This is a genomic window from Sphingomonas sp. AC522, from assembly GCF_979258125.1.
In genome coordinates, this window is record NZ_OZ409836.1 from 999,355 (window position 1) to 1,024,210 (window position 24,856).

The following is a 24,856-nucleotide window of genomic DNA, read 5'->3' on the forward strand; positions in this document are numbered from 1 at the left end:
CTCTTGCGCAATGCCCCTTCAATGCCCAAATCGCCACCTTAATAGACCGCAATTCGATGTCAGTCAGCCGCGCGTTCGTCGCATTTTAGGATCACATCGATTGCGAGCGAATGGAAACAAAACCAAATCCATTCGTCATGCGGATGGCGGAAACGGTACTCCCGTGAATGAAGCAGGTCTGGAGGCTTCGGTGAACACAAAAGTCGTCGAAGCTCCGCGTATGGCGGTGCCCGACCTGGCAGGCCTAGAGCCGGTCGAGAAGATCAAGCGCCGCTGGCCCATGATATTGGGCGGGGGACTGACTTTGCTCATGATCCTGAGCCTAGGCCGCGAGCTGTTTGGTTCGGGATTGTCGGGTTTCACCCGCGCGCTGCCGACCAATCCGCTCTTCTATCTGGCGTTCATGGTCTATTATCTGGGGCCGCCGAGCTTCGATTACCTGATCTTCCGGCGGCTGTGGCGTATCCCTCTCGACGGGATGGCGGCGCTCCACAAGAAGCGCATCGCGAACGAAGTGCTGCTGGGGTATACCGGCGAGGCCTATTTCTACGCCTGGGCGCGCCAGCGCACGCAGATGGTCGCGGCGCCGTTCGGGGCGGTCAAGGATGTGATGATCCTGTCGGCGATCGCCGGCAATGCCGTCACGCTTGCCGTAATGGCGGTGGCGCTGCCTTTGTGCATCGATCTGCTGACCCCGACCTATCAGGGCTACGCCTATGGCTCGGTCGCGGTGATCATCGCGATGTCGCTGCCCTTCCTGATCTTTTCCAAACGCGTCTTCTCGCTGCAGCGCCGGATGCTCGGCTGGATCTTCAGCATCCACTGCCTGCGCATCGTGCTCGGCGCAGTCGTGATCGCGCTTGCCTGGCATTTCGCGATGCCGAGCGTGCCGATCGGCTTCTGGCTGCTGATGGCGGCGGGACGGCTGCTCGTCTGGCGCCTGCCGCTGGTGCCGAACAAGGAGCTCGCTTTCTCGTTCATCGCCGGGATCATGATCGGCGAGGGCCAGGCCCTGTCCGAGCTGATGGCGCTGATCGCGGGCATGACCTTGCTGTGCCACGTTGCCTTGATTGGCGGGTTCAGCGTTCAGGCATTGGTTGCTAAGATAAAGGCATGATCCGTCTCACCGCCCTTTCCCTGGTCCTGAGCGCCGCGTTCGCCACCCCGGCGTTCGCGCAGCTCGATCCGGTCGAGGGTGGTTGCTCGCTGGTCTCCGGGCCGATGGTACGGGTCAATGTGGTGGGCCTCAAGGATCGCACCGGGCGCCTCAAGGTCGAGATCTATCCGAACAACGAAACCGATTTTCTGCGCGACGACACCGGGCTCAAGAACGACAAGCGCCCGTTCCGCCGCGTCTGGATGAAGACGCCCGCCGGATCGGGTCCGGTCAGCGTTTGCATCCGCGCGCCCTATGCCGGGCAATGGGCTATGCTGCTGACGCACGACCGGGACGGCAAGAACAAGTTCAATTTCTGGCAGGACGGCGCGGGCTTTCCGAGCAATCAGAAGCTTGGGCGCAGCCGCCCCAAGGTACGCCAGGCATTGCTTAACGTGCCGGCGCAGGGCGGGCAGGTGACGATCAAACTGCAATATCTCCAGGGGCTCGGCGGCTTCGGCCCGATGGACGATTGACGCGATGCGCGTCGTCGACCTCAACGAATTCTATTCGCCCACCGGGGGCGGCGTCCGCACCTATCTCGATCGCAAGATGGGGATCATGGCGGACATGGGTCATGAACTGATCGTCATTGCCCCCGCGCTCGAAAATTCGATCGAAGAGCGGCCGGGCGGCGGCAAGATCTACTGGCTCAAATCCCCGCCGCTGATCTTCGACCGCAATTATGGCATCTTCGTCCATGACGAACCGATCTTCGCCCTCTTCGACGAGCTCAAGCCCGATGTGATCGAATGCTCATCGACCTGGCTTCCGGCATGGACCGTGGCGCGCTGGCAGGGTGACGCGGTGAAGGTTTTCTTCGCGCATGGCGACCAGATCGGCGCCTATCCGCAGCGCTGGCTGGATTCGGTCGCCACCGTGCGCCAGGTCGAGCGCGCCTTCGATTTCTACACTCAATATATGAACAGCTTCCTGGTCCATTACGACGCATTCGTGACCAACGGCCCGGCGCTCGCCAAGCGCTTCCGCCGCCGCGGGCAGACCGTACATGCCTCGATGCCGCTCGGGATCGAGCGCCAATGGTTCTCGCCCGATCAGCGCGACGAGCAGCTGCGCGTCGACATGCTCGAGCAATTGGGCCTGCCGCCCGAGGGGCATTTGCTGCTCGGCCTCGGGCGCCATCACAAGGAAAAGCGCTGGCCGCTGGTGATCGACGCAGTCGAAGCCGCCGGATCGGACCTGCCCGTCGGGCTGGCTCTAATTGGCGACGGGCCGCAGCGCCGGGCGCTTGAGGACCGCATTGCCGGCAGCCCGCACATCAAGATCTTCCGCCCGGTCTATGATCGCGTCCGCTTCACGCGGATCATGGCCAGCTGCGATGCGCTGATCCATGGATCGGATGCCGAGCCATTCGGGCTGGTGGCACTGGAAGCACTCGCTTCGGGGCTGCCGCTGATCGGGCCCGACGAGGGCGGGTTTGCCGAGATCGCCGATCCGCTGTTTGCCGAAACCTATGCCGCGCGCGATGCGCAGTCCGCCGCAGATGCGGTCCGCCGCCTGTTCCGCCGCGATCAGCCGATCCTGCGCGCCGCCGCCCGCGTCGCCGCCGGCAAGGTCCGCAGCGATGAAGACCATGCCGCCGAGCTGATGAAATATTATTCCGAACTCGTCGAAGCCAAGCGCGGCGGCGGGGCGCTGCGTGCCGTGGGCAATTCGTAGACCGAGATCATCAGGTCACCGAGCGGCCAGCGGCCCTTCAACCGATATCCCATCGCCGCCATATGCACGCGGCTCCGCTGGCGCACCGCAAGTCGCTCACCATAATATTCGGGCCGCATCACGACGATTTCGGGCCTCTTGGCGAAGACGCGATCGACCTCGGCAATCTGGTCGACTCCCAGCGCGCCATTCTCGCGCTCGCGCGACAAGTGGCTCGGGAAGATCCACGGCGTCACTGCGCAGCGCCCGGTATAGCTATAGAGGATGGCGTTGCCCGAATGGACATACATGCAGCCGGGTCCCTTGCCGATCCCGGCCGCCAGCGCTTCGAGCTGCTGCGCGTTGCCGCGGTGCCATTTGGCGCTCCACGATGTATAGGGTCCGGCAAAGGCGCCGCAGGCGAGCATCACCGGCGCGAAATAATGGCGACCGAGATAGGTGCTGCCGAGATAACCGGCGCAGCACAAGGTCGCAGTCACCATCACCGGCAGCGCATAATGGTTGAACCAGGATCCGAACACGATCAGCCCGACGACCGAGGCGATCAGCCAGCCGAACAGCAGGTGCCGGACATGGACTTCGTTGTCGTCGCGCGCAGGCACATGGCGTGAAAGGCCGCTGACGATCAGCGGAATCCCCATGATCAGTGCGATCTTGAGGAAGGCGCGGACCAGCACCCAAAAGGGATCGCTCTGCCGATCGAGGATCGAGCCGAAATTGGCATAGAACCAGGCATCGCCATGCCCGATCGCGATATAGGCACCCCAGGCCGCAAGCGTCGGCGCCCAGGCGAGCAAACCGTAAATTGCGGCGCGCAGCACGATCCTGCCCACAGGAGTTTTCAAGCGCCACTCGTGCCAGATCAGCCAGACGCCCAGAAATCCGCCTTCGAACAGCACCGAATATTTGATCTGGAGCGCAATGCCGATCAGCAACATCGCCACGCAGGCGCGCAGCACCCGGCGGCTGTCGTCGCTGAGTTCGCCCGTCCGCGGCACCACCAGCGCGACTGCGCCGATCACCAGCAGATTGTAGAAGACCGGGGCCTGCCCACCTTGGCCGTCGCCAAAGCCCAGCATCAGCAGATAGAGCAATGCCGAAGTCATCGCCCCCTTGGCCCAGCCTGCGCGCTCGGCGAGGTGCGCAATCAGCAAGGCAGTCGCAACCACGCAGGCCAGCGCCATCAGCTGATATACCCATATCCCCGCCGGCACGCCGAGCGCCGCGGCAGGCATGTAGAGTAGGAAAAGCCCGACCGGCTTGCGGTCCCAGATGTCGACAAAGGGCAGGGCGCCGTGGAGCATTCCCTGCGCAGTGACGAAATAGAATTCCTCGTCGACATGGACGACCGGGTTACCAAAGGCGACCCAGCGCGTTGCCACTGCGACCACGAGCAGCACGAGCCAGCGCGGCAGTGCTTCGATGCGGTCGAGCATGGTGGGCCGCGTGCCTGCGGGCACGGGAGTGTAGAGGTTCATGCGAAGCGGGAAATCGGCAGGCGGCGAACGCGCATCGGGAGAAACGGCCTTGTTGCGGGCAGATGGGCTACGCCTTAGCGAGAGGCAGGCGCGCTGTCATCAAAGGCTGCTACGGAGAGATGTGCCATGACGCTGTGGATCGATCGCCGCTCGCTGGTCCTCGCCGGTACGCTGGGGCTTGCAGCGCTGGCCATCCCGGGTTTTCACCGGACGCTCGATTTCGGCAGTGGTTTCACTCATTCGGTCGCAAGCGGCGAGCCGGGACCGGACACGATGCTCCTCTGGACGCGCTTTGTCCCCGCGAATGGCGAAGCAGCGAAGCTGCGCGCGGAGGTTTCGGCCACCCAGGATTTCGCGCGGATCGTCTCGGGCGGTGAGATGATCACTGGTCCCTGGCGCGATCACACCGCCAAGATCACCGTTCAGGGCCTCAAGCCCGGCACGAACTATTTCTACCGCTTCATTGCCCCCGACGGCAGCATCTCGCCGACCGGCCGGACCCGCACGCTGCCGGCCGGCAATGCCAAGCGCTTCGGCATCGCGGTCTTCTCCTGCGCCAACATGCCCTTCGGTCATTTCAATGCCTATGCGCATGCTGCGATGCGCGACGATGTGGATCTCGCTGTGCATCTCGGCGACTATTTCTACGAATATGCGAAAGGCGCCTATTCGCCCGAGCGCGGCGCAATCGATTCGCGCGTGCCGCTTCCCAAAGACGAGACCCTGACGCTGGCCGACTATCGCCTGCGCTATGCTAGTTACCGCGCCGATCCCGATCTCCAGGCACTCCATGCGCTGAAGCCGATGCTCGTCTCGATGGATGATCATGAGAGCGCCAATAACAGCTGGGAAGGCGGCGCGCAGAATCACCAGACGAACGAAGGCGAATGGTATGCCCGCCGCGCTGCCGCGATGCAGGTCTGGCGCGAATGGATGCCAGTCTCCGAGACACCTTGGGGCAGCTACGACATCGGCACTCTTGCTACGCTGTTCCGCACCGACACGCGCATGATCGCGCGCACCCAATCCACGGATATCGCGCCGATGATGCAGCAAGCCGATCCGGCAAAGGCGCTGGCCGCATTCCGCGACGGCCCCTGGCGCGACAGTGCCGCGACGTTGCTCGGCACCGAGCAGGAAGCCTGGCTGGCGCATGCGATGCAGCGCTCGGTAAACGCCGGGCAGAAATGGCAAGTGGTCGGCTTCGGCACGATCATGGGCAGGAACCGCCTGCCCGAACAGGCCATGGACTGGCTGAAGCCCGACGCTTCCCAGCGCCTGCGCGATGTGACGCTGGCGGGCGTGACCGGCAGCAAGCTGGGCCTGCCCGCCGATCTCGACAATTGGGGCGGCTATCCCGCGGCCCGCACGCGCTTTCTCAAATCGGCGCAGGGCGTGGGCGCAAATCTGGTCGTGTTGTGCGGCGACAGCCACAATGCCTGGGCATTCGATCTCGGCGAGGACGGCAAGCCCGCGGGCGTCGAGTTCGCCGGCACCAGCGTCACCTCGCCTGGGACCGAGAACTACACCGCAGTCGACCCCAAGGAGATCGAGGGCGCGCTGATCCAGGCCAATCCCGAGCTAAAATGGTGCGAGATGCGCCGCCGCGGCTACATGGCGGTAACGCTGACACCCGATCAGGTACGCAACGACTGGGTGTTCATGGACACGATCGCGGAGCGCTCGCTGAAGGCGAGCGTGGGACATAGCGCCGTAGTCCAGCGCGGGCGCAATGTGATGGCTTAAGTCTTTCCCGGGACGGGGAGGGACCGCCGCCGAAGGCGGTGGTGGAGGGGGGCTCTCCGCACGCGGCTCGTTCGCGGCCCCCCTTCTGTCACGCTACGCGTGCCACCTCCCCGTCACGGGGAGATCGGTCAATCCAGTGACTTGGTCGCCTGCTCGAACATGTCCTTGCTCAGCCCCGGCGTCGCCACGATCCGCTCGAGTTCGGCGCGCATCTTCGCGGCGCGGCCGGCATCGAATCGCTTCCACCGCCCCAGCGGCGGGATCAGCTTCGCCGCGGTCTGGGGGTTGAGCTTATCGAGCGCGATCAACTGGTCCGCGACGAAGCGATAACCGCGCCCGGAAACGTCGTGGAAGGCGCGCTGGTTGACGCTGAATGCGCCGATCAGCGCCCGAGCGCGATTGGGGTTGGCAAGGCTGAAATCGCGGTGTTGCGCCAGCGTTTCGACGGCCTGCGCGGCATCGTCACGCGTCGATAGCGCCTGGGTCTGGAACCATTTGTCGAGCACCAGCGCATTGCCAGCATAGCGGCGGTAAAAATCAGTCAGCGCCGCTTCGCGCTTGTCCGACGCGCCGTTAACCAGGGTGGTCAGTGCGCCCTGCCGGTCGGTCATGTTGTCGGCGCCCTCGAACTGGGCATAGGCCAATTCTGCGGCATCCTTTGCGCCCGATGCGGCGATATAGCCGAGCGCGACATTCTTGAGCCGCCGCGCACCCTTGGCCGCGGGTGAATATTCGAAGCGATTGGCCCGCGCGCCTTCATAAGCCGCCCGCCATTCCTTCTCGAGGGCCTTGCCCAGATCGGCGCGCAAAGCCTCGCGCGCATCGTAGATCGCATCGGGATCGACCATCGCCATCTGGTCGCCGATGAAGCTGTCGGATGGCAGCAGCACTGCCTCCGCGATGAAGGCGTTGTCGAGGCTCGCATCGGTTAGCGTGTTGCGCACCGCCTCGATCACTGGCTTGTGATCGGCCCGCCCGCTCGCGACCGCGCCGACCAGCGTATCGAGCATCAATTGCTGCATCGCTTCGTAGCGCGCGAAGGGATCGTCATCGTGCGCCGAGAGGAAAGCAAGGTCCTTGGCGGTGCGGTTGGTCTCGACCACCACCGGCGCGGAAAAGCCGCGGTTGATCGACAAGACCGGCGTCTCGGGCAGATTCTCGAAGACCAGTTCCTGTTCGGGCGCGCCCAGCAAGACCAGTTGCTCCTCACACAATGCCCGTCCGGTAATCGCACCGAACAACTTGACCTTGAGGGGCAGCACCATCGGCTGCTTGACCGGCTGGCCCGGCGTCGGCGGCACGCTCTGCGAGAGCTTCAAGCGTGCGCGGCCGCCTTCCTGGGTCAGGCTCGCAGTCACGCGCGGTGTCCCCGCCTGGGTATACCAAAGGCGGAACTGGGTGAGGTCGACGCCGCCACCTTCCTCCATGCACGCGACGAAATCCTCGCAAGTCGCGGCAGTCCCGTCGAAGCGCTCGAAATAAAGATCTGTCGCCGCGCGGAATTTCTGCGGGCCCAGGATCGTCGCCATCATCCGGATGACTTCGGCGCCCTTGTTGTAGATCGTCGCGGTGTAGAAGTTCGAGATCTCGATATATTCATCAGGGCGCACCGGGTGGGCGAGCGGGCCGCTATCCTCGGGGAACTGGCTGGCGCGCAGGCCGCGCACATCCTCGATCCGCTTGACGGCAGCCGAGCCCTGGTCGGCCGAAAAGCCCTGGTCGCGAAAGACCGTGAAGCCTTCCTTGAGGCTGAGCTGGAACCAGTCGCGGCAGGTTATCCGGTTGCCCGACCAGTTGTGGAAATATTCGTGCGCAACCACCGCGGCGATCGCGTCATAATCGTAATCGGTCGCAGTGTCGGGGTCGGCCAGGATGTAGCGCGAATTGAAGACGTTGAGGCCCTTATTCTCCATCGCGCCGAAGTTGAAATCGTCGACGGCGACGATGTTGAACACGTCGAGATCATATTCGCGGCCATAGACCTTCTCGTCCCAGGCCATCGACGTCTTGAGCGCGGCAAGTGCGTGACCGGTCTTGGGCAGATCGGGCTCGCGAACCCAGATGCCGAGCTCGACCTTGCGGCCAGACATGGTGGTGAAGCTGCCGCGATTGGCGAACAGGTTTCCGGCGACCAGGGCAAACAGATAGCAGGGTTTGTAGAAGGGATCGTGCCATTCGGCCCAATGCTTGCCGCCTTCCAGCTCCCCTGAAGCAATCGGATCGCCATTGGCGAGCAAAACCGGGAAGCGGGCCTTGTCGGCAGTCATCTTGACGCGGTAGCGGCTCAGCACGTCAGGCCGGTCGGGGAAGAAGGTTATCCGGCGAAAGCCCTGCGCCTCGCACTGGGTGCACAAATTCCCGCCCGAGGCATAAAGCCCCATCAGCTGGGTGTTGCGCTCGGGCGCGATCACCACTTCGGTCTCGATCTCATGCGCTGCGCCGGACAGCGTGACAACCAGATCAGGGCCTTCCATCCGCCACTCGGCTTCGGCACCATCGACGCGTACCGTCACCGGCTCGAGCCCGTCGCCATTGAGCACCAGCGGGCGATCGTGCGTGCCGCTTCTCTCGACGCTCAGCTTCGCGCGGACGCGCGTGCTGGCAGGATCGAGATCGAAATCGAGCGCGATCTCGGGCACCCGCCAATCGGGTTCGCGATAATCCTCGCGCCGGGTGATCTGGGGAGTTTGCAGTGCAGTGCGAGCATCGGCCATCGCCAAGAGATAAGGATCAACCGCCAAGACTGCCACGCAAAAAACCGGAAATGCTTCACTGCTTGCGCAAGCGACCAGCCGTGCTACCGGTGCGGCACACCGCATTCTCCCCGAGAGGTTCGTCCATGGTTCGTCTGACTGCGCCGCTGGCGCTCGCAATGTTCGCCGCATTCCCCGCCATGGCGCAGGATCATCCGGCGGTTCCGCCGCTCGCCGCGCCGCTGCCGACACCCGAGAAAAATGCGATCATCAATGCGGAGCTGCCCGCGGACCAGGCGGCGATGAAGTCGCACGTCATGTTCCTCGCCTCGGATCCGATGAAGGGCCGCGAAGCCGGCACCAACGAATTCGACATCGCCGCGCAATATGTTGCCGCGCAATTCTACGCCGCCGGCCTCCGCCCCGCGGGCGACGAAGGCTCGTTCCTGCAGAAGGTGCCGCTGATCAGCGTCAAGCCGGCGGGCAAGGGCAGCATGGCGTTTACTGCCAAGAAGGGTGCAGCCGCCACCGATCTGGTCTTCGGGGAGGATTATTATCCCGGCGCCAATGCCGCGAAGCTCGATTACAGCCTGACGGCGCCGGTGGTGTTCGTCGGCTATGGCATCGTCGGTCTCGGCCGCGACGATTACAAGGGCGTCGACGTCCGCGGCAAGATCGTCATCTTCTTCCCCGGCGCGCCCGGCGATTTCCCGCCCGAAGAGCGCGCGCACTTGTCGGGCGGAGCGGCCAAGGCCGCCATTGCCATGCAGAAGGGCGCAGTCGGCTATATCACGCTCGAATCGCCGCGCACCGGCCGTGGCAGCCTGCCCTTCGCCGCGCTGACTGCCTTTTGGGATCGTCCGCGCGTCGGCTGGGCCAATAAGGACGGCACCGGCCATATCGCCAGCCCCGCCACGCCAGGCCTCGGCCTGCTCAGCAAGGCGGGTGCCGCCAAGCTGTTCGAAGGCTCGAAAGCCAAGTGGGCAGACGTGATCAAGCTCGCCGAGGACGACAAGGCAGTGTTCAAGGCGATCCAGCTTCCGGGCACGCTGACCGTCAATCTCAAGACCGAATTCACGCCGCTCCCCAGCTACAATGTCGCCGGCCTGCTCAAGGGCACCGATCTGTCGGACGAAGTCGTCGTTCTCTCCGCGCATCTCGACCATGTCGGCGTAGGCAAGGCCAACGCATTCGGCGACACCATCTATAACGGCGCCATGGACAATGCCGTCGGCATCGCCTCGCTGATCGAGGAAGCCAAGCGCTTCAAGCTGTCGGGCAAGGCGCCCCGCCGCTCGATCCTGTTCCTTGCCGTCACTGCCGAGGAAAAGGGCCTGGTCGGCGCGGATTACTACGCCAACAATCCGACGCTGCCGAAGGGCAATCTGGTCGCCAACGTCAATCTCGACATGCCGATCATCAACTACAAGTTCGAAGACATCGTGCCCTTCGGCGCGGCGCATTCGACGATCGGCCAGATCGCGACCAAGGCGGCTGCCGAAGTGGGCGTGACCGTCTCCCCCGATTCGCGTCCCGACGAAGCATTCTTCGTCCGCTCGGACCATTACCGCTTCGTCCAGCAAGGCGTGCCCTCGATCTTCCTGTGGCCGGGCGAAAAGGGTCCGGGCAAGGCCGCGGTCGACGCCTTCCTCGCGAACAATTATCACAAGCCCTCGGATGAAGTCGTCCAGACCCCCGCGATCGATTGGGAATCGGGCGTGCGCTTCGTCGACGTGAATTATCGCATCGCCCGCGCGATCGCCGATGGCGACCAGAAGCCGGTGTGGAACAAGGGTGATTTCTTCGGCACCACCTTCGGCGGAGCGATGGCCAAGTGATCCGCGCGCTCCTCCTCGCCACCACGCTCCTCGCCGCGGCTCCGGTCGCGGCCCAGGATCTCTCCCCCGACGCGGCTGCGCTCAAGGCGCACGTCCAGTTCCTCGCATCCGATGCTATGAAGGGACGCGACACCGGCTCGCCCGAAATCGCGATCGCTGAGCAATATGTAGCAGCCCAGATGCTCGCAGCAGGCCTCAAGCCGGGCGCGACCGGCGGCACTTGGCTCCAGCCCGTGCCGCTCGTCGGCTTCCAGAGCGCCGATCATGGCAGTTTCGTGGTCAAGCACGGCGCGACTTCGGTGCCGCTGGAATGGGGCACGCATTATTTCGCGCGCGCCAATCCGCATGTCGCCAAGGTCTCGGTTTCGGCTCCGGTGGTCTTCGCGGGCTACGGCGTGGTCGACAAGGCCAGCGGCTATGACGATTACAAGGGCCTGGACGTGAAGGGCAAGATCGTCGCGGTGCTCCGCGACGCTCCCAAGCACTTGCCCGGCGATGCTCGCGCGCATCTGGGTCAGCCCGACGAGCAGGCCCGCGTCGCCGCCGAGCATGGCGCGATCGGCGTGATCCTGATCGAAGGCAATACCCGCCACGGCCTGTTCCCGTTCGCGGCGACCAAGCCCTATTGGAACAACCCGGCGATGACCTGGTCGGACGGCCAAAGCGGCACGACCGCCAGCGCGCCCGCCTTCGCCTATCTCGGCTTCGACGGGGCCGCCAAATTGTTCGAAGGCAGCAAGATCGACTGGGCGGCGACGCTCGCGGCCGACAAGGCCGGCAAGGCATTGAAGCGGGGGGCCCTCGGCGTCTCGATTGAGGCGACTGCCAATACCGACATCAAAAAGGTCGCCGGCAACAATGTCGTCGGCCTGCTCGAAGGTAGCGATCTCAAGGATCAATATGTCGTCATCTCGGCGCATCTCGATCATGTCGGCGTCGGCGAGCCCGATGCGACCGGCGACAAGATCTATAACGGCGCGATGGACAATGCCGTCGGCACCGGATCGATGCTCGAAGTCGCCAAGCGCTTCCGCGACGGCGGCAAGAAGCCGCGCCGCTCGATTCTGTTCGTCGCTGTGACTGCCGAGGAAAAGGGGCTGGTCGGCTCCGAATATTTCGCCGCGCGCCCGCCGGTTCCCGCCAGCGCGATCGTTGCCGACGTCAATCTCGACATGCCGATCCTCACCTATGCGTTCGAGGATCTGGTCGCAGTCGGCGCCGATCACAGTTCGGTCGGCACCGTCGTCGCAGCGGCTGCCGCGACCGAAGGCGTCAAGGTCGTCCCCGATCCCGAGCCTGAGCAGAACTTCTTCGTCCGCTCGGATCATTACAGCTTCGTCAAGGCGGGCATCCCGTCCGTTTCGCTCGACGTCGGACCCGGCGGTCCCGGCGCTGCCGCGGCCAAGGAATTCCTCGAGAAGCATTATCACAAGCCCTCGGACCATATGGAACTGATCGACTGGACCCAGGGGCTGCGCTTCGTGAAGCTCAACCATGCGATCGCCAGCGCGCTCGCCAATGCCGATGAGCGCCCGACCTGGAACAAGGGCGACTTCTTCGGGACTTTGTACAAGGGGCCAATGGCGAAGTGACGAAACCGGCTTGGGCGCTGCTGCCCTTCCTGCTCCTCGCCGCGCCCGTCGCGGCCCAGGAGCTTCCCGCGGACCAGGCCGCGCTCAAGTCGCACGTCCAGTTCCTCAGTTCCGATGCGATGCGTGGGCGCGAAGCGGGCACGCCTGATTTCGACGTCGCCGCCGAATATATGGCCGCGCAGATGATGGCACGGGGATTGAAGCCTGGGGCGGAGGGACAGTGGTTCCAGCCCGTCAAGCTGACCACCTACAAGCCTTCCGAAAAGGCCAAGTGGACGATTACGCGCGGCGGCTCGGCGATCCCGTTCCAGTTCGGCATCGACTTTATCAACACCACCGGCACGCTTGCGCCCGAGACCGTGGTTCAGGGCGGGCTGGTCTTCGCCGGCTATGGCGTGGTCTATCCGCAGGGCAAGATTGACGCATATAAGGGCCTGGACGTCCGCGGAAAGATCGTGGCGATCTTCCCCGGCACCCCCGCGGGGCTGCCCAACGAAGTCGCCGCGCATTTCGGCGACGACGACCAGAAGGCCAAGCTCGCCGAGGCGCGCGGCGCCAAGGGCGTACTGATCATCGAATCCCCGGCGCGCCGCGCGCAATTCCCTTTCGAAGCGATCGTTCCCTATTGGGATTATGAGCGCAGCGGCTGGGCAGGGCCTGACGGCAAGCCCAACGCCCCGGCACCGGGAGCTCCGGTGATCGGCTATGTCGGGCCCGTCGGTGCCGAAAAGCTATTCGCCGGTAGCAAGATCAAATGGGCCGATCTGATCGCTGCCGAGAAGAAGGGCGCCAAGCTGCCCACCGGGGCACTCCTCGGCACGCTCTCGGCCTCGACCAAGGTTACGGTACGCGCCAGCGCGACCAAGAACGTCGTCGGGTTGATCGAGGGATCGGATCCGGTTCTCAAGAACGAATATATCGTCCTTTCCGCCCATCTCGACCATGTCGGCGTTGGCGAACCCGACGCAAAGGGCGACCGCATCTATAATGGCGCGATGGACAATGCCGTCGGCAATTCGATCATGCTCGAAGTTGCGCGCGCCTTCCAGGCATCGGGCAAGCGCCCGCGCCGCTCGATCCTGTTCGTGTCGCTGACCGCCGAGGAAAAGGGCCTGATCGGCTCGGACTATTTCGCCAATTTTCCTGTCGTGTCGAAGAACAGGATCGTCGCCGACGTCAACATGGACATGCCGATCCTGACCTACCCGCTGGAAGACGTCGTCGTCCTCGGCGGCGAGCGCTCGAGCCTGGGTCCGGTGGTCGCCAGGGCCGCCGAAGCCGAAGGTCTTAAGGTCGTCCCCGATCCCGCGCCTGAGGAAATGTTCTTCGTCCGCTCGGACCATTACAGCTTCGTCAAGGCAGGCATCCCCGCGGTCTCGATCGACACTGGCCCCGGCGGCGCGGGCGCTGCCGCGCAGAAGAAATTCCTCGAAGAAAATTACCACAAGCCTTCGGACCAGATCGACTTGCCGTTCGACTGGAGCTCCGTCGCCAAATTTGCCCGCCTGAATTACGCCGTCGCCCGCGCGCTCGCCGACGGCGACAAGCGCCCGAGCTGGAACAAGGGCGATTTCTTCGGGCTCCAGTTCGATGGGTATGGCGCGAAGTAAGAGATCCCCCCGGAACGGGGAGGGGGACCAGCCGAAGGCCGGTGGAGGGGGAGCGCCGCGGGCGATGCGGTGCGGGGAGAGCCCCCTCCGTCACGCTTCGCGTGTGTTCGAGCTTTGGCCAGCCCCCGGCTGGCCAATATCGTGTCCGGGGGACGCGATATCATTCGAACACTCCCCGTGCCGGGGAGGATCTAGTGCGCCTCCTGATCTTCGGTCCCGGCTACACCGCCTCGCGCCTGATCGCGCGACTAGCGGACAGCGGCCGAATCGCCACGGTCACCCGCGATATTCTCCACGACGCCGACCGCACTGCGTTCGAGATCGCGCACGCCACGCACATCCTCTCCTCGGTCCCGCCCGGCGAAGCCGATCCGATCCTTGCCGCCTATGCACCGCAGCTCGCCGCCACCGGCGCCTGGCTAGGCTATCTTTCCTCGACCGGAGTCTATGGCGACACCAAGGGTGCCTGGGTCGATGAGAGCGCCCCCATCGGCACTGGCCGCCGCAGCGCCCGCGCGCAGGCCGATAGTGGATGGCTCGCAATGGGCGCGCGCGTGTTTCGCCTGCCCGGCATCTACGGCCCCGGCCGCTCGGCGCTCGATCGCGTCCCTGCCTTCCGTGTCCATGCGCCCGGGCAGGTCTTCAGCCGCGTGCATGTCGACGACATCGTCGAAGGCGTCATCGCCGGCTTCGACGCTCCAGCCGGGGCGTACAATCTCGCCGACGATATGCCCGCGCCGCAAAGCGAAGTGATCGCCCATGCCTGCGCGCTGCTCGGCCGCGCCCCGCCGCAGCTGGTCCTGCTGGAAGAAGCCGATCTCAGCCCCCAGGCGCGCGCATTCTATTCGGAGAACCGCCGCGTCGCGAACGGCAAGGCGAAGCGGATTCTCGGCTGGCGCCCGCTTTACTCGGATTACCGGTTGGGCCTGCGCGCCTTGAGCGCGATCACCAGCCCGGCCATCACCAGCAGCGCGCCGGCACCCGCGATCCACGACCAGACATAGCCTTCGAACAGCGTCGACAGCAGCATCGCGATCACGGGGATCAGCACGCTGGTATAGGCGGCTTTGGCCGGGCCGATCGTCTGGATCAGCCGGAAATAGAGACTGAACGCAAAGGCCGAACCGAGCACGCCGAGATAGATCAGCCCGGCGATATAGCTCGGCCGGGTGTCGAACACGGGCGCGCCCACCGTCGCCAGCGCGAACACCGCGTTGATCGCTGCGCCGCTCAGCATCGCCCAGCCGATGATCGTCGACATCGGATAGGCCTTCGACGTCCGCGTTCCCTGCATCACGTTCGCGGAGGACGCACAGAGCACCGCGGTCAGCGACAGCCCGATGCCGATCAGCGTCTCCCGGGTCCCGGTCGGGCTCAGCCGACCCTCGTGGACGAAGAGCAAGGCCACGCCGGCGACCGCGACCACCGATCCGACGAGCAGTTGCCGCCCCATCCTCTGCCCGAGAAACACGCGCGCCAGGATCGCATTGGGCACCAGCAGCAATGCGAACACCACTGCGACCACCCCCGAAGTGATGTGCTGCTCGGCGCGGTAGACCAGGTTGAAGTTGAGCACGAACTGCGCGAACCCCAGCAGCGTCGCAAAGATCAGCCCGCGCGCATCGAGCCCCAGCCGGTCCTTGCGCATCGCCGCCCAGATCAGCATCGCCACGCCGCCGACCGCGAAGCGATAGGCCACCGACCAGCTTGGCGGCACGCTTTCGAGCTGGTCCTTGATGACCAGCCAGGTCGAGCCCCAGATCAAGGTTATGATCGCAAACGGGATCAGCACCGACAGGCGCGTGGATTGGGGCTTATCCATCAGATCCTCCCCGGAACGGGGAGGGGGACCATCCGAAGGATGGTGGAGGGGGCGCCCGCAAAGGAGTCACTTGCGGAGGTCCCCCTCCGTCACGCTGCGCGTGCCACCTCCCCGCGCCGGGGAGGATCAAGAGAGCGCCCCGATCGCATCGGCCAGCGGCCGGATCGCGTCCTCGGCCTGGTCCCAGCTTACCACCAAGCGAGCCTCACCAACCCCCCAGTCATAAAAATCGAACCCCAACGCCCGCAGCCCAGCCGCTTCCTCCCCCGAAACCCGTAGGAAGACCTCGTTCGCCTCGACCGGATAGACCAACCGGTCCCCCGCTGCCTCGGCCAGCAGGCGCGCGCCCGCATTGGCCGCATGCGCGTTCGCCAGCCACAAATCCCCGTCGAGCATCGCCAGAATCTGCGCCGCCGAATAGCGCCCCTTGGACGAAAGCAGGCCGGCGCGCTTGCGGCGATAGAGCGTCGCATCGGCCAGCTCGGGCTTGAAGAACAGCAAAGCCTCCGCGCTCATCCCGCCATTCTTGACGAAGCCGAAGCTGAGCACGTCCACGCCCGCCTTCCAGGTCACCTCCGCCGGATCGCAGCCCAGATGGGCCACTGCATTGGCGAAGCGCGCGCCGTCCATGTGCAGCCCCAGCCCGCGCTCCTTCGCCAGCGCGCCGATCGCTGCCACTTCCGCGGGCGAATAGACCAGTCCGTATTCGGTCGCCTGGGTGATCGATATCGCGTGCGGCTGGACCTGGTGGACGTCGTCGCGAATCGCCGAGACCGTCGCCAGGATCGCCTCCGGCGTCAGCTTGGCGCCCGGGCCATCGACCGGCATCAGCTTGGCGCCGTGCGTGTAGAATTCGGGCGCGCCGCATTCGTCCACATTGATGTGCGCCTCGCGGTGGCACACGATTCCGCCATGCGGCGGGCAGAGCGCGGCGAGCGCGAGGCTGTTCGCCGCGGTCCCCGTCGCCACCCAGAGCGCACGCACCTCGGTCCCGAACAATTCCGAGAACCGCCCGTCCATCTGCTTAGACCAGCGATCGCCATCATAAGCGGTGTCGAGAATGTTCACTTCGCCAAGTGCAGCGAGCACCTGCGGGCAGACGGGGGCGGCATTGTCGGAGAAGAAGCGCATGGCGCCCGCAATGCGGGCGGCGTTCGCTCAGGTCAACGCCGCTCGTCGCGCCGGTCGGGTGCGCGACGGTCGGGGAGGAAGCGGTCGTCCCCGGTCGGCTCGTCCTCGGGTTCTAGCGGCGCTTCCTCTTCGTCGCGCGGGCGGATGATCTCGGTGCGAATGCCACTATCGTCGAAGAACCCGCCGACGCCGTTGACGACATCCTCGAGATCGATGGTGAAATTGTCGGGCTCGGTGGTCGGCTCGGGCGGCGGGATGCGCAGGTCGAGCGCGCGCGTCATGAAATCGCGCCACACCCGCGCCGGCAGTCCGCTGCCCGACAGGCCCGGATTGGGCGAATTATCGTCATTGCCCAGCCATACGCCGGTGACGATGTCGCCGGCATAGCCGATGAACAGGGCGTCGCGATTGTCCTGCGTCGTCCCGGTCTTGCCGAAGGTCGGAATCGGAAGCGCCGCGCCGCGCCCGGTGCCGCTCTCCACCACGGTCGAAAGCAATTCGCGCAACTGGTCGAGCTGGCGGGTCGAGAATCGCTGCGGCGCGCCCAGCCGCCGCACCAGCCAGTCGCTCGCTGCCTCGTAATCGGACAGGCCCTTGGGCCGCACCGGATAGGAGCCGTTCGCTACCGATGCATAGGCCGCGGTCAATTCGAGCAGGGAGACCGTCGAGGTGCCGAGCCCTACCGAAGCGTCGTTGCCGATCGGAGTCGAAATCCCCAGGTCGCGCGCCGCCTGCGTCACGGCGCCGATGCCCAAGCGATGCGTCAGCCGCGCGGCGACGACGTTGCTCGACTTGGCAAACGCTTGGCGCAGCGAGATCCGCCCGGCATAGCGCCCGTCGCTGTTCGAAGGCTTCCAGTCGCCGATCTGCACCGGCGAATCGTCGACGACGCTGTCGGGGGTCATCCCCGCGCGCAGGGCCGCAAGATAGACGAACAATTTGAAGGTCGATCCCGGCTGGCGCCGTGCCTGGGTCGCGCGGTTGAACGGACTCGCCGCGTAATTCTTGCCGCCGACCATCGCGATCACGCGCCCGTCGCGCCGCATCGCCACGATCGCGATCTGCGATTTGTTGAGCCCGGCATTCTTGACCGCGCGCTCGGCGGCCTGCTGCGCCGCGACTTCGAGCGTGGTCTTCACGGTCTGCTCGGTCGCGACTTCGCCTGCGCGGTCGCGCGCCTGGGGCAGCACCCAATCGGCGAAATAGGTCCCGTTGGGCAAGTCGCGGCTCTTGCCGAGCTTGAGCACCGCCGGGCGCACATTGGCGCCCTCGGTCTTGGTCAGCAGCCCCGCGCTCACCATTGAGGCGATCACCAGCTTTTGGCGGTCGCGCGCGCCCTTGAGGTTGCCGGTGGGAGCAAGCCGCGAAGGCGCCTGCACTAGCCCGGCGAGCATCGTCGCCTGGCTCAAGCTCAGCTCGTCGGCAGCGCAGCTGAAATAATGCTGCGCGGCAGCCTCCAGTCCATAGGCGTTGTCGCCGAAATAGACGTTCGAGAGGTAGCGCGAGAGGATCTCGTCCTTGCTCAGCCAGCCCTCGAGCCAGAACGAGATCAGCACTTCCTGCGCCTTGCGCCCGAAGGTCCGGTCCGAGCTCAGGAACGCATTCTTGGCCAGCTGCTGGGTGATCGTGCTGCCGCCCTGCGAGCGATCGTCGCTGGTGATGTTGTGCACGAAGGCACGCATGATCCCGCGCGGATCGACGCCCATGTGCGAGTAAAAGCGCCGGTCCTCGATCGCGATGAACGCGTCGCGCACATGCTTGGGCAGCTTGGCCGCATCGACCGGCGCGCCGATCACCGCGCCGCGCCGCGCGATCTCCTTGCCCTCGGCCGAGAGCAATGTGATCGAAGGTGGCACTGGCGGCTGGAGCGATTTGGAAAGCGGCGCCGTCAGCGCCAGCCAGGCCACCGCGACGATGAACAGCACGACGAACGCCGCGATGCTCCGCGTCAGCCATTTCCACGAACGCTTCTTGTAAGCGACCGGCAGATTGCTGGTGTAGCCCCCTGCAGGCACCGGTTCGGCATACGCCGGCGGCGGGGGAGGGGGCGGAGGCGGAGACGGCGGCAACACCGCGCGCCGGACCCGTTCAAACATAGGCTCGGCATCGGGGGGCGGCATCCCGCCGCTCAGTTCCAGCGGCTCGGGCTTGGCAGGCCGCGGGCGCCACGCCTTCGCCTCGCGCTTCACCGCGACCGGCTCAGGATCGCTGTCCTGGCGCCGAAGCGGGAAGCGCACATCAAAAGGGCCGGGTTCGCGCGCCATTCAAACTGCCTTACCGGTCAGCGGCGAATCAGAAAAGCACAACACCACGGTGTGTTATTAGAATAAGACAGAACGAGGCTCAAGCCTCCAACTCGACATCCCAATACAACCAGTCCCGCCACGTCTCGTGCAAATGGTTCGGCGGGAACCGCCGCCCGTGCTCCTGCAGCTGCCAGCTCGTCGGGCGGATCGGCTCGAGGTGCAGCGGCATCTTCGCCTGTTTCGGCGTGCGCCCGCCCTTGCGCAGATTGCACGGCGCACAGGCAGTGGCGACATTCTCCCAGGTAGTGCGTCCGCCCTGGGCACGGGGGACCACATGGTCGAAGGTGAGGTCGCGCGGAGTGCTGCAATATTGGCACTCGAACTTGTCGCGTAGGAAGAGATTGAAGCGCGTGAAGGCGGGGAATTGCGAGGGACGGACATATTGCTTGAGCGCGATGACCGAAGGCAGCTTCAGCACCGCGCTGGGACTTCGGACTTCGCGTTCGTAGAAGTCGACCACATCGACCCGGTCGAGAAACAGCGCCTTGACCGCGGTCTGCCACGGCCACACGGAGAGCGGATAGTAACTGAGCGGCGTATAATCGGCATTGAGGACGAGCGCAGGACAACCATCCGGATGGCGGATCAGATCGGGATGATACATGCGTACCCCTTCACCCTTCTGCGCGCCCCGCATCTGCCAGCGAAGCGTGATGGCCGCGAGACTGCACAGGCCGTGACTCGCGGTCAAGAGTCGCAATCATGGAAATCGTAACCCGGTTCGCGCCGAGCCCCACCGGGCGGCTGCACCTGGGGCACGCCTGGTCGGCGATCCTCGCGCACGATTTTGCGAGGACGCACCAGGGCCGCTTCCTGCTCCGCATCGAAGACATAGACGGCACCCGCTCGCGTCCCGAGCATGTCGCCGCGATCCTCGCCGATATGGAATGGCTGGGATTGGAATGGGACGGCAAAATCACCTTCCAGTCGCAGCGCCTCCCGCTTTACGAAGCCGCACTCGACCGGCTCATAGCAATGGGCCTGCTCTACCCCTGCTTTTGCACCCGAGCCGATATCGCTGCCAGCCTGACTGCACCACACGGCCCGGAAGGCGCGGTCTATCCAGGAACCTGCCGCGGGCTGGCGGCCCCGGACCTGACCAAACCGCATTGCTGGCGGCTGGATATGGAAAAGGCGCTCGCAAAGGCTCCCGCCCTGTCTCACAGGGAAAGAGAACTGATGTGGACCGACCACGGCACACCTATCCCCGCCGACCCCCGTCCGGCCGGCGACGTCGTCCTCGCTCGCAAGGACGCCCCAGCCTCATACCACCTTGCCGTAACCCTGGACGACGCCGCCCAGCACGTCAGCCATGTCATCCGCGGCGAAGACCTGTTCCAGGCCACACACGTCCACCGCCTGCTCCAGACGCTGCTCGATTTGCCCACTCCCGAATACCGCCATCACCCCCTGCTCAGCGGGCCTGGCGGCACTCGCCTCGCCAAGCGCCACAATGCGCCCACGCTCGAAGCCATGCGCCTCGCCGGAGCAGATGGCCGCGGGCTCGCCGATCGCCTGCGATCCGGCCAGCTTCCGGTTGGAATCGCCCCCGCAAAGGCGTAGACGGCAGCCATGCTGCTTTTCCTATCCTTCGTGCTGCTCGCGCTCGTCATCTCGGTGGGCGTCGTATTGGTCCGCGGCCTCGTCAACATGGCGGGCACCACTACATCGGATCTCGAAGGCGAAGGCCCCAGCGAGCGCGCGCTCAAATCGAACAAGCTGATGATGCAGCGCATCCTGCTCCAGGGCGTCGCGATCGTGGTGATCGCGCTGATCCTGATGATCATGTCGTCCAAGGGCTGAGTTGATTGCCCGGTCTTCGCCGCAGTGAGGGCCCAGGGAAGCGGAATGGTAAAGCTCAACAAGATCTACACCCGCACCGGCGACGACGGCACCACCGGGCTGGTCGATGGCTCGCGCATTGCCAAGTCCGCGCCGCTAATGGCTGCGATAGGCGATGTCGACGAAGCCAATAGTGCGATCGGAGTCGCCCGCTCGGCGCTCGGCCCCGGGGGCTTCAGCGATATGCTCGCGCGCATCCAGAACGATTTGTTCGATCTCGGCGCCGATCTTGCGACTCCTGAGGGCATAGATGGCGCGCTGCGTATCGTCCCCAACCAGGTCGAGTGGCTGGAGGAGCGTATCGATCACCTCAACACCGCGCTCGGCGCGCTGACCAGCTTCATCCTGCCCGCCGGCGAAGCGGGCGCGGCTGCGCTCCATCTCGCCCGCGCAGTCACCCGCCGGGCCGAGCGCGCCGCCGTCGCCGCGAGCGCGTCGGCCCAGCCGCTCGCATATCTCAATCGCCTCTCCGACTTTCTTTTCGTCGCGGCGCGCGCAGTGAACCAACATGGCAGCGGAGACGTTCTCTGGGTCCCGGGAGCCTCGCGCTAACTTGCATTAGCGCTGCTTGATCCCATCTATCCGTTGCGTTTGGAGAACATAATGCGAACGGAGCCCGGTCCCGTCCCAGCTTCCACTTTGCTTGCCGAAAGCTTCACGCGGACACGCGCGCTGAGCGTGGATCTGGTCGCCCCGCTCTCCGACGCCGACGCAACCCTTCAGTCGATGGATGATGCCTCCCCGGCAAAATGGCATCTCGCGCACACGACCTGGTTCTTCGAAACCTTCATCCTGCGCGATCACGTCCCTGTCTATCGCCCTTATGACGAGCGCTTCGCCTATCTGTTCAACAGCTATTACGAAGCCGAAGGCGCACGCCACGCGCGGCCCCGGCGCGGCATGCTGTCGCGTCCGTCGCTGGCGGAGCTGCTCGCCTATCGCGCGCATGTTGATGCGGCGATGCAGGAAGTGCTCGGGCAGGCACGCGAAGAGATCGCGGCTTTGGTGACCTTGGGGCTGCACCACGAGCAGCAGCATCAGGAATTGCTGCTTACCGATATCCTCCATCACTTCTCGGTAAACCCGCTTGAGCCCGCGGTGTGGCAGGGTCAGCCGAAAGTTCCCGTGGCGATGCCGGGGCCGATCGAATGGATCGAGGGCACGGCAGGAATCGCCGAGGTCGGCGATGACGGCGCGGGTTTCGCCTTCGATTGCGAAGGGCCCCGCCATCAGGTCCTGCTCGCGTCTTATGCCCTTGCCGACCGTACCGTCACCAACGGCGAATGGGCGGCGTTCATCGCCGATGGCGGCTATCGCGATTCGCGCCACTGGCTGTCGGACGGCTGGGCCTGGGTGCAGGCGGAGCGCATCGAGGCCCCGCTTTACTGGCGCATGGAGAAAGGCGCCTGGACGCGCTTCGGGCTCGACGGCCGCCGCCCGATCGATCCCGCCGCGCCGGTCACGCATGTCAGCTTTTACGAAGCCGACGCCTATGCCAGCTGGGCGGGTGCACGCCTGCCTACCGAATTCGAATGGGAAGCGCTGGCGTCTGGCCATGACCCCGCGGGTGGCAACCAGCTCGACGCGGCAGGTCCGGTCGAGCCGCGCCCATCGCCCGGCGGCCCGGCATTCTTTGGCGATGTCTGGGAATGGACTCGCAGCGCCTATCTTCCCTATCCGGGCTTCAAGCCTGCCGAAGGTGCGGTCGGCGAGTATAACGGCAAGTTCATGAGCGGGCAGTGCATCCTGCGCGGTGGCAGTTGCGCGACGCCGCGCGGACACCTGCGCGCCAGCTATCGCAACTTCTTTTACCCGCACCAACGCTGGCAATTCACCGGCGTGCGCCTGGCGAGGGACCTATGACCTTTTCCTTCCGTCATGCTGAACTTGTTTCAGCATCCAAGGAGCCGCGAGCAATGTCCTTGATCGAGGGTTGGACCCTGAAACAAGTTCAGGGTGACGAAGGTTTCGGGAGTGTGGCGTCATGTTGAAACAAGAGCCCGAAGACGGCCAGTCCACCCTGGCCGACCCTAATTTTCGCGCTGATGTCCTCACCGGCCTCGCCGCCACCCCGCGCGCGATCCCCGCCCGTTGGTTTTACGATCGCCGCGGTTCGGAGCTGTTCGAAGCGATCACCGCGCTGCCCGAATATTACCCGACCCGCACCGAGGCCGCGTTGCTGGAATCGGTCAGCGCCGAGCTCAAGTCGCTCGCCGCGCCCAATGCTGCCGTGGTCGAATTCGGCTCGGGCTCGTCCACCAAGACGCCGACCTTGCTTCGCGCGATACAGCCTGCGGCCTATGTCCCGATCGACATTTCCGGCGATTTCCTCCGCCAGTCGGCCCGCGCTTTGTCCGCCGATTTCCCCGGTCTGCCGGTCTATCCGCTGGAGGCGGATTTCCTGCGCCCGCTGCCGCTGCCGGAGCAGGTCTCAAGCCTGCCCAAGCTCGGCTTTTTCCCCGGCTCGACGATCGGCAACATGGAAGCGCTGGATGCAGTCGATCTGCTCCGGGCAATGCGCGAATGGCTGGGCGAGGGCGCGCGGCTGCTGATCGGCATGGACCGCATCAAGCCCGCCGAAATCCTCGTCCCCGCTTATGACGATGCGCAGGGCGTCACCGCGGCGTTCAACTTGAACCTGCTCGAGCGCATCAACCGCGAGCTGGGCGGCACGATCCCCGTTGACGCCTTCCGCCACCGCGCGATCTGGAACCCCGACGCCGCCCGCATCGAAATGCATCTGGAGGCAGTGCGCGACGTAGAGTTCGCGGTCGATGGCCGGCCCTTCGCGATGCGATCGGGCGAGACGATCCACACCGAGAACAGCCATAAATACGGCCCCAACGCCGCGCGGCTGTTGCTGCGCGCCGGCGGCTGGACGCCTATCGCCGAATGGACCGATCCGCAGGACTGGTTCGGGCTGATCCTCTGCGAAGCCGAGCCTCGCCGCCGCGCGCCCTAGCGCCAGTTGGGCTGGGCGCGGAACACGGTCAGCCAGTTGATCGATCCGCGGCATTCGCCGAGCACGCGCGCCTCGATCATGCGGAAGCGGGTGCCGTCCCACACCCAGCTTTGTGAGGTTCCGCAATCGCCGAGCCCGCGCCCCTTGGAAAAACTGCTCAGCACCGCGCCTTCGGTGGTCGAGAATGCAGCGTTGGTCAAAATGCCCGGTCCGTCGCCGCCGAGCCAGTCCGGCGTGGTGTCGAATTCCGCCGGGGCGCCCTTGCCGCCGCGCAGCACGAACGCTGCGCTATTGAAATTATATGCCCCGCTCCCGCACGGAATCAGGATCAAAGTCGCCTGGGCGTCGAGCCGGTAGCGCTCGACCGGCAGATCGGCGAGCGTAGAGAGGTCGCAATCGCCCAGCTTGGCAAGCTCGCCGAGCAGTGGCTTGGCCGGTGTCTCCGCCGCCCCCGGGGCGGGGCGTACGGCCCGGACGGCGGGCAAAGCTGCCGCCGCGGGCACGCTCGTCGCGGCCTTGGCCCCCGAGGCAACCAGCGCCGTCACGGTCCCGGCGCGGCCCTGTTCGGCATCGATATAGCGCAAGGTCGCCGAGATGCCGGCTAGCGAGATTTTCGCCAGCGGCTTGCCGCCGCCGCGAAGCTCGAGCCAGCTCCCTGCGGCCATCGCTTTGGCCAGCTGTTCGGCGGCAGCGCCGCTGACGCGGTAATTCTCGCCGATCGTGCCGCTCGCCGCTTCCTTGCCGTCGATCAGCAGGGTCACCGGCCCTGCAACCAGTTCGGCTGGGTCGATCGCGATGCTGAGTGCGCCGGCCGGCCCGGCGGCGCGAGTCAGCAGCAGTTGGGTCGGTTGGTCGCCGAACTGGTCGGGTGCCTGCAGCGCAGTCGCCTCGCAGCTTTTGACATTGTCGCAGGCCACCGCCCAATCGTCGAATATGCGCTCCTGCGGGCGGTCCTGGGATTGCGCGAGCGCGGCGACGGCAAGGAGCAAGCTGAGCATGG

General features: G+C 65.2%; 20 protein-coding genes. 13 read left to right on the forward strand and 7 right to left on the reverse strand.

The window, feature by feature from the left end; all coding sequences use genetic code 11:
* Positions 1 to 190 precede the first annotated feature (190 nt).
* Genes ACZZZM_RS05150 through ACZZZM_RS05160 form a run of 3 tightly spaced genes read left to right on the forward strand, consistent with a single transcriptional unit; the run spans position 191 to position 2,836 of the window.
* A complete protein-coding gene (locus tag ACZZZM_RS05150; protein WP_463594038.1) occupies positions 191 to 1,117 on the forward strand; it encodes a hypothetical protein in 927 nt (308 codons plus the stop codon).
* Positions 1,114 to 1,632: a DUF2141 domain-containing protein gene (locus ACZZZM_RS05155; RefSeq protein ID WP_463594039.1), complete on the forward strand. Its 519-nt coding sequence runs from the start codon at positions 1,114 to 1,116 to the stop codon at positions 1,630 to 1,632. Before ACZZZM_RS05150 ends, ACZZZM_RS05155 begins: the two co-directional genes overlap by 4 nt.
* 4 nt (positions 1,633 to 1,636) lie before the next feature.
* Positions 1,637 to 2,836: a glycosyltransferase gene (locus ACZZZM_RS05160; protein ID WP_463594040.1), complete on the forward strand. Its 1,200-nt coding sequence runs from the start codon at positions 1,637 to 1,639 to the stop codon at positions 2,834 to 2,836.
* On the opposite strand, the gene ACZZZM_RS05165 is transcribed toward ACZZZM_RS05160, so the two are convergent.
* Complete coding sequence (locus ACZZZM_RS05165) at positions 2,773 to 4,314, reverse strand: ArnT family glycosyltransferase (protein WP_463594041.1); 1,542 nt, start codon at positions 4,312 to 4,314, stop codon at positions 2,773 to 2,775. The genes ACZZZM_RS05160 and ACZZZM_RS05165 overlap by 64 nt on opposite strands.
* Positions 4,315 to 4,440: 126 nt before the next feature.
* Between ACZZZM_RS05165 and ACZZZM_RS05170 the strand changes: the two genes are divergently transcribed.
* Positions 4,441 to 6,060, forward strand: coding sequence for an alkaline phosphatase D family protein (locus tag ACZZZM_RS05170; protein WP_463594042.1), 1,620 nt, complete (start codon positions 4,441 to 4,443; stop codon positions 6,058 to 6,060).
* Between the two features lie 128 nt (positions 6,061 to 6,188).
* Here the strand turns inward: ACZZZM_RS05170 and pepN are convergent, their stop codons facing one another.
* On the reverse strand, positions 6,189 to 8,774 hold the full coding sequence (gene pepN, locus ACZZZM_RS05175; protein ID WP_463594043.1) for an aminopeptidase N: 2,586 nt from the start codon (positions 8,772 to 8,774) through the stop codon (positions 6,189 to 6,191).
* A gap of 125 nt (positions 8,775 to 8,899) precedes the next feature.
* Here pepN and ACZZZM_RS05180 point away from each other — a divergent pair, with 125 nt between their 5' ends.
* The 4 genes from ACZZZM_RS05180 (at position 8,900) to ACZZZM_RS05195 (ending at position 14,797) form a co-directional block, all read left to right on the forward strand.
* Entirely contained in the window at positions 8,900 to 10,591 is a 1,692-nt protein-coding gene (locus ACZZZM_RS05180; RefSeq protein ID WP_463594044.1) for a M28 family metallopeptidase, read from the forward strand.
* The gene (locus ACZZZM_RS05185) at positions 10,588 to 12,183 is read left to right on the forward strand and encodes a M28 family metallopeptidase (protein WP_463594045.1); all 1,596 of its coding nucleotides are present in this window, start codon (positions 10,588 to 10,590) and stop codon (positions 12,181 to 12,183) included. The genes ACZZZM_RS05180 and ACZZZM_RS05185 overlap by 4 nt, the downstream gene beginning before the upstream one ends.
* Positions 12,180 to 13,793 carry a M28 family metallopeptidase gene (locus tag ACZZZM_RS05190; protein ID WP_463594046.1) on the forward strand — a complete coding sequence of 538 codons (1,614 nt, stop codon included), beginning with the start codon at positions 12,180 to 12,182 and terminating at the stop codon, positions 13,791 to 13,793. The genes ACZZZM_RS05185 and ACZZZM_RS05190 overlap by 4 nt, the downstream gene beginning before the upstream one ends.
* Positions 13,794 to 13,987: 194 nt before the next feature.
* A complete protein-coding gene (locus ACZZZM_RS05195; RefSeq protein ID WP_463594047.1) occupies positions 13,988 to 14,797 on the forward strand; it encodes a Rossmann-fold NAD(P)-binding domain-containing protein in 810 nt (269 codons plus the stop codon).
* Here ACZZZM_RS05195 and ACZZZM_RS05200 read toward each other — a convergent pair.
* The 4 genes from ACZZZM_RS05200 to ACZZZM_RS05215 all read right to left on the reverse strand — a co-directional run bounded on the left by ACZZZM_RS05200 (position 14,707) and on the right by ACZZZM_RS05215 (position 19,656).
* Entirely contained in the window at positions 14,707 to 15,615 is a 909-nt protein-coding gene (locus tag ACZZZM_RS05200) for a DMT family transporter (protein ID WP_463594048.1), read from the reverse strand. The genes ACZZZM_RS05195 and ACZZZM_RS05200 overlap by 91 nt on opposite strands.
* A 126-nt stretch (positions 15,616 to 15,741) precedes the next feature.
* Positions 15,742 to 16,746: a threonine aldolase family protein gene (locus ACZZZM_RS05205; RefSeq protein WP_463594049.1), complete on the reverse strand. Its 1,005-nt coding sequence runs from the start codon at positions 16,744 to 16,746 to the stop codon at positions 15,742 to 15,744.
* Between the two features lie 32 nt (positions 16,747 to 16,778).
* Positions 16,779 to 18,866, reverse strand: a complete 2,088-nt coding sequence (locus tag ACZZZM_RS05210; RefSeq protein WP_463596380.1) for a transglycosylase domain-containing protein — start codon at positions 18,864 to 18,866, stop codon at positions 16,779 to 16,781.
* A 223-nt stretch (positions 18,867 to 19,089) separates the two neighbouring features.
* Positions 19,090 to 19,656, reverse strand: a complete 567-nt coding sequence (locus ACZZZM_RS05215) for an HNH endonuclease (RefSeq protein ID WP_463596381.1) — start codon at positions 19,654 to 19,656, stop codon at positions 19,090 to 19,092.
* A 98-nt stretch (positions 19,657 to 19,754) separates the two neighbouring features.
* On the opposite strand from ACZZZM_RS05215, the gene gluQRS reads away from it, so the two are divergent.
* The 5 genes from gluQRS (at position 19,755) to egtD (ending at position 23,856) form a co-directional block, all read left to right on the forward strand.
* Positions 19,755 to 20,615: a tRNA glutamyl-Q(34) synthetase GluQRS gene (gene gluQRS / locus ACZZZM_RS05220; RefSeq protein ID WP_463594050.1), complete on the forward strand. Its 861-nt coding sequence runs from the start codon at positions 19,755 to 19,757 to the stop codon at positions 20,613 to 20,615.
* 9 nt (positions 20,616 to 20,624) lie between these two features.
* Positions 20,625 to 20,855 carry an HIG1 domain-containing protein gene (locus tag ACZZZM_RS05225; protein ID WP_463594051.1) on the forward strand — a complete coding sequence of 77 codons (231 nt, stop codon included), beginning with the start codon at positions 20,625 to 20,627 and terminating at the stop codon, positions 20,853 to 20,855.
* Positions 20,856 to 20,900: 45 nt separating this feature from the next.
* Positions 20,901 to 21,446: a cob(I)yrinic acid a,c-diamide adenosyltransferase gene (locus tag ACZZZM_RS05230; RefSeq protein WP_463594052.1), complete on the forward strand. Its 546-nt coding sequence runs from the start codon at positions 20,901 to 20,903 to the stop codon at positions 21,444 to 21,446.
* Between the two features lie 51 nt (positions 21,447 to 21,497).
* Positions 21,498 to 22,757 (forward strand): ergothioneine biosynthesis protein EgtB, encoded by a 1,260-nt coding sequence (gene egtB / locus ACZZZM_RS05235; RefSeq protein ID WP_463594053.1) that lies wholly within the window; start codon positions 21,498 to 21,500, stop codon positions 22,755 to 22,757.
* Positions 22,758 to 22,878: 121 nt separating this feature from the next.
* The gene (gene egtD, locus ACZZZM_RS05240; RefSeq protein WP_463594054.1) at positions 22,879 to 23,856 is read left to right on the forward strand and encodes an L-histidine N(alpha)-methyltransferase; all 978 of its coding nucleotides are present in this window, start codon (positions 22,879 to 22,881) and stop codon (positions 23,854 to 23,856) included.
* Here egtD and ACZZZM_RS05245 read toward each other — a convergent pair.
* Entirely contained in the window at positions 23,853 to 24,854 is a 1,002-nt protein-coding gene (locus ACZZZM_RS05245) for a DUF1176 domain-containing protein (protein ID WP_463594055.1), read from the reverse strand. The genes egtD and ACZZZM_RS05245 overlap by 4 nt on opposite strands.
* Positions 24,855 to 24,856 lie beyond the last annotated feature (2 nt).

What these genes read in the sequence shown, in the direction of transcription:
- gluQRS (WP_463594050.1), top strand. Translation starts at nt 19,755, where the DNA reads ATGGAAATCGTAACCCGGTTCGCGCCGAGCCCCACCGGGCGGCTGCAC.
- ACZZZM_RS05205 (WP_463594049.1), bottom strand. Translation starts at nt 16,746, where the DNA reads ATGCGCTTCTTCTCCGACAATGCCGCCCCCGTCTGCCCGCAGGTGCTC.
- ACZZZM_RS05215 (WP_463596381.1), bottom strand. Translation starts at nt 19,656, where the DNA reads ATGTATCATCCCGATCTGATCCGCCATCCGGATGGTTGTCCTGCGCTC.
- ACZZZM_RS05200 (WP_463594048.1), bottom strand. Translation starts at nt 15,615, where the DNA reads ATGGATAAGCCCCAATCCACGCGCCTGTCGGTGCTGATCCCGTTTGCG.
- ACZZZM_RS05155 (WP_463594039.1), top strand. Translation starts at nt 1,114, where the DNA reads ATGATCCGTCTCACCGCCCTTTCCCTGGTCCTGAGCGCCGCGTTCGCC.
- egtD (WP_463594054.1), top strand. Translation starts at nt 22,879, where the DNA reads ATGTTGAAACAAGAGCCCGAAGACGGCCAGTCCACCCTGGCCGACCCT.
- ACZZZM_RS05225 (WP_463594051.1), top strand. Translation starts at nt 20,625, where the DNA reads ATGCTGCTTTTCCTATCCTTCGTGCTGCTCGCGCTCGTCATCTCGGTG.
- ACZZZM_RS05180 (WP_463594044.1), top strand. Translation starts at nt 8,900, where the DNA reads ATGGTTCGTCTGACTGCGCCGCTGGCGCTCGCAATGTTCGCCGCATTC.
- ACZZZM_RS05165 (WP_463594041.1), bottom strand. Translation starts at nt 4,314, where the DNA reads ATGAACCTCTACACTCCCGTGCCCGCAGGCACGCGGCCCACCATGCTC.
- ACZZZM_RS05170 (WP_463594042.1), top strand. Translation starts at nt 4,441, where the DNA reads ATGACGCTGTGGATCGATCGCCGCTCGCTGGTCCTCGCCGGTACGCTG.
- ACZZZM_RS05245 (WP_463594055.1), bottom strand. Translation starts at nt 24,854, where the DNA reads ATGCTCAGCTTGCTCCTTGCCGTCGCCGCGCTCGCGCAATCCCAGGAC.
- ACZZZM_RS05230 (WP_463594052.1), top strand. Translation starts at nt 20,901, where the DNA reads ATGGTAAAGCTCAACAAGATCTACACCCGCACCGGCGACGACGGCACC.
- ACZZZM_RS05210 (WP_463596380.1), bottom strand. Translation starts at nt 18,866, where the DNA reads ATGCCGCCCCCCGATGCCGAGCCTATGTTTGAACGGGTCCGGCGCGCG.
- egtB (WP_463594053.1), top strand. Translation starts at nt 21,498, where the DNA reads ATGCGAACGGAGCCCGGTCCCGTCCCAGCTTCCACTTTGCTTGCCGAA.
- ACZZZM_RS05160 (WP_463594040.1), top strand. Translation starts at nt 1,637, where the DNA reads ATGCGCGTCGTCGACCTCAACGAATTCTATTCGCCCACCGGGGGCGGC.
- pepN (WP_463594043.1), bottom strand. Translation starts at nt 8,774, where the DNA reads ATGGCCGATGCTCGCACTGCACTGCAAACTCCCCAGATCACCCGGCGC.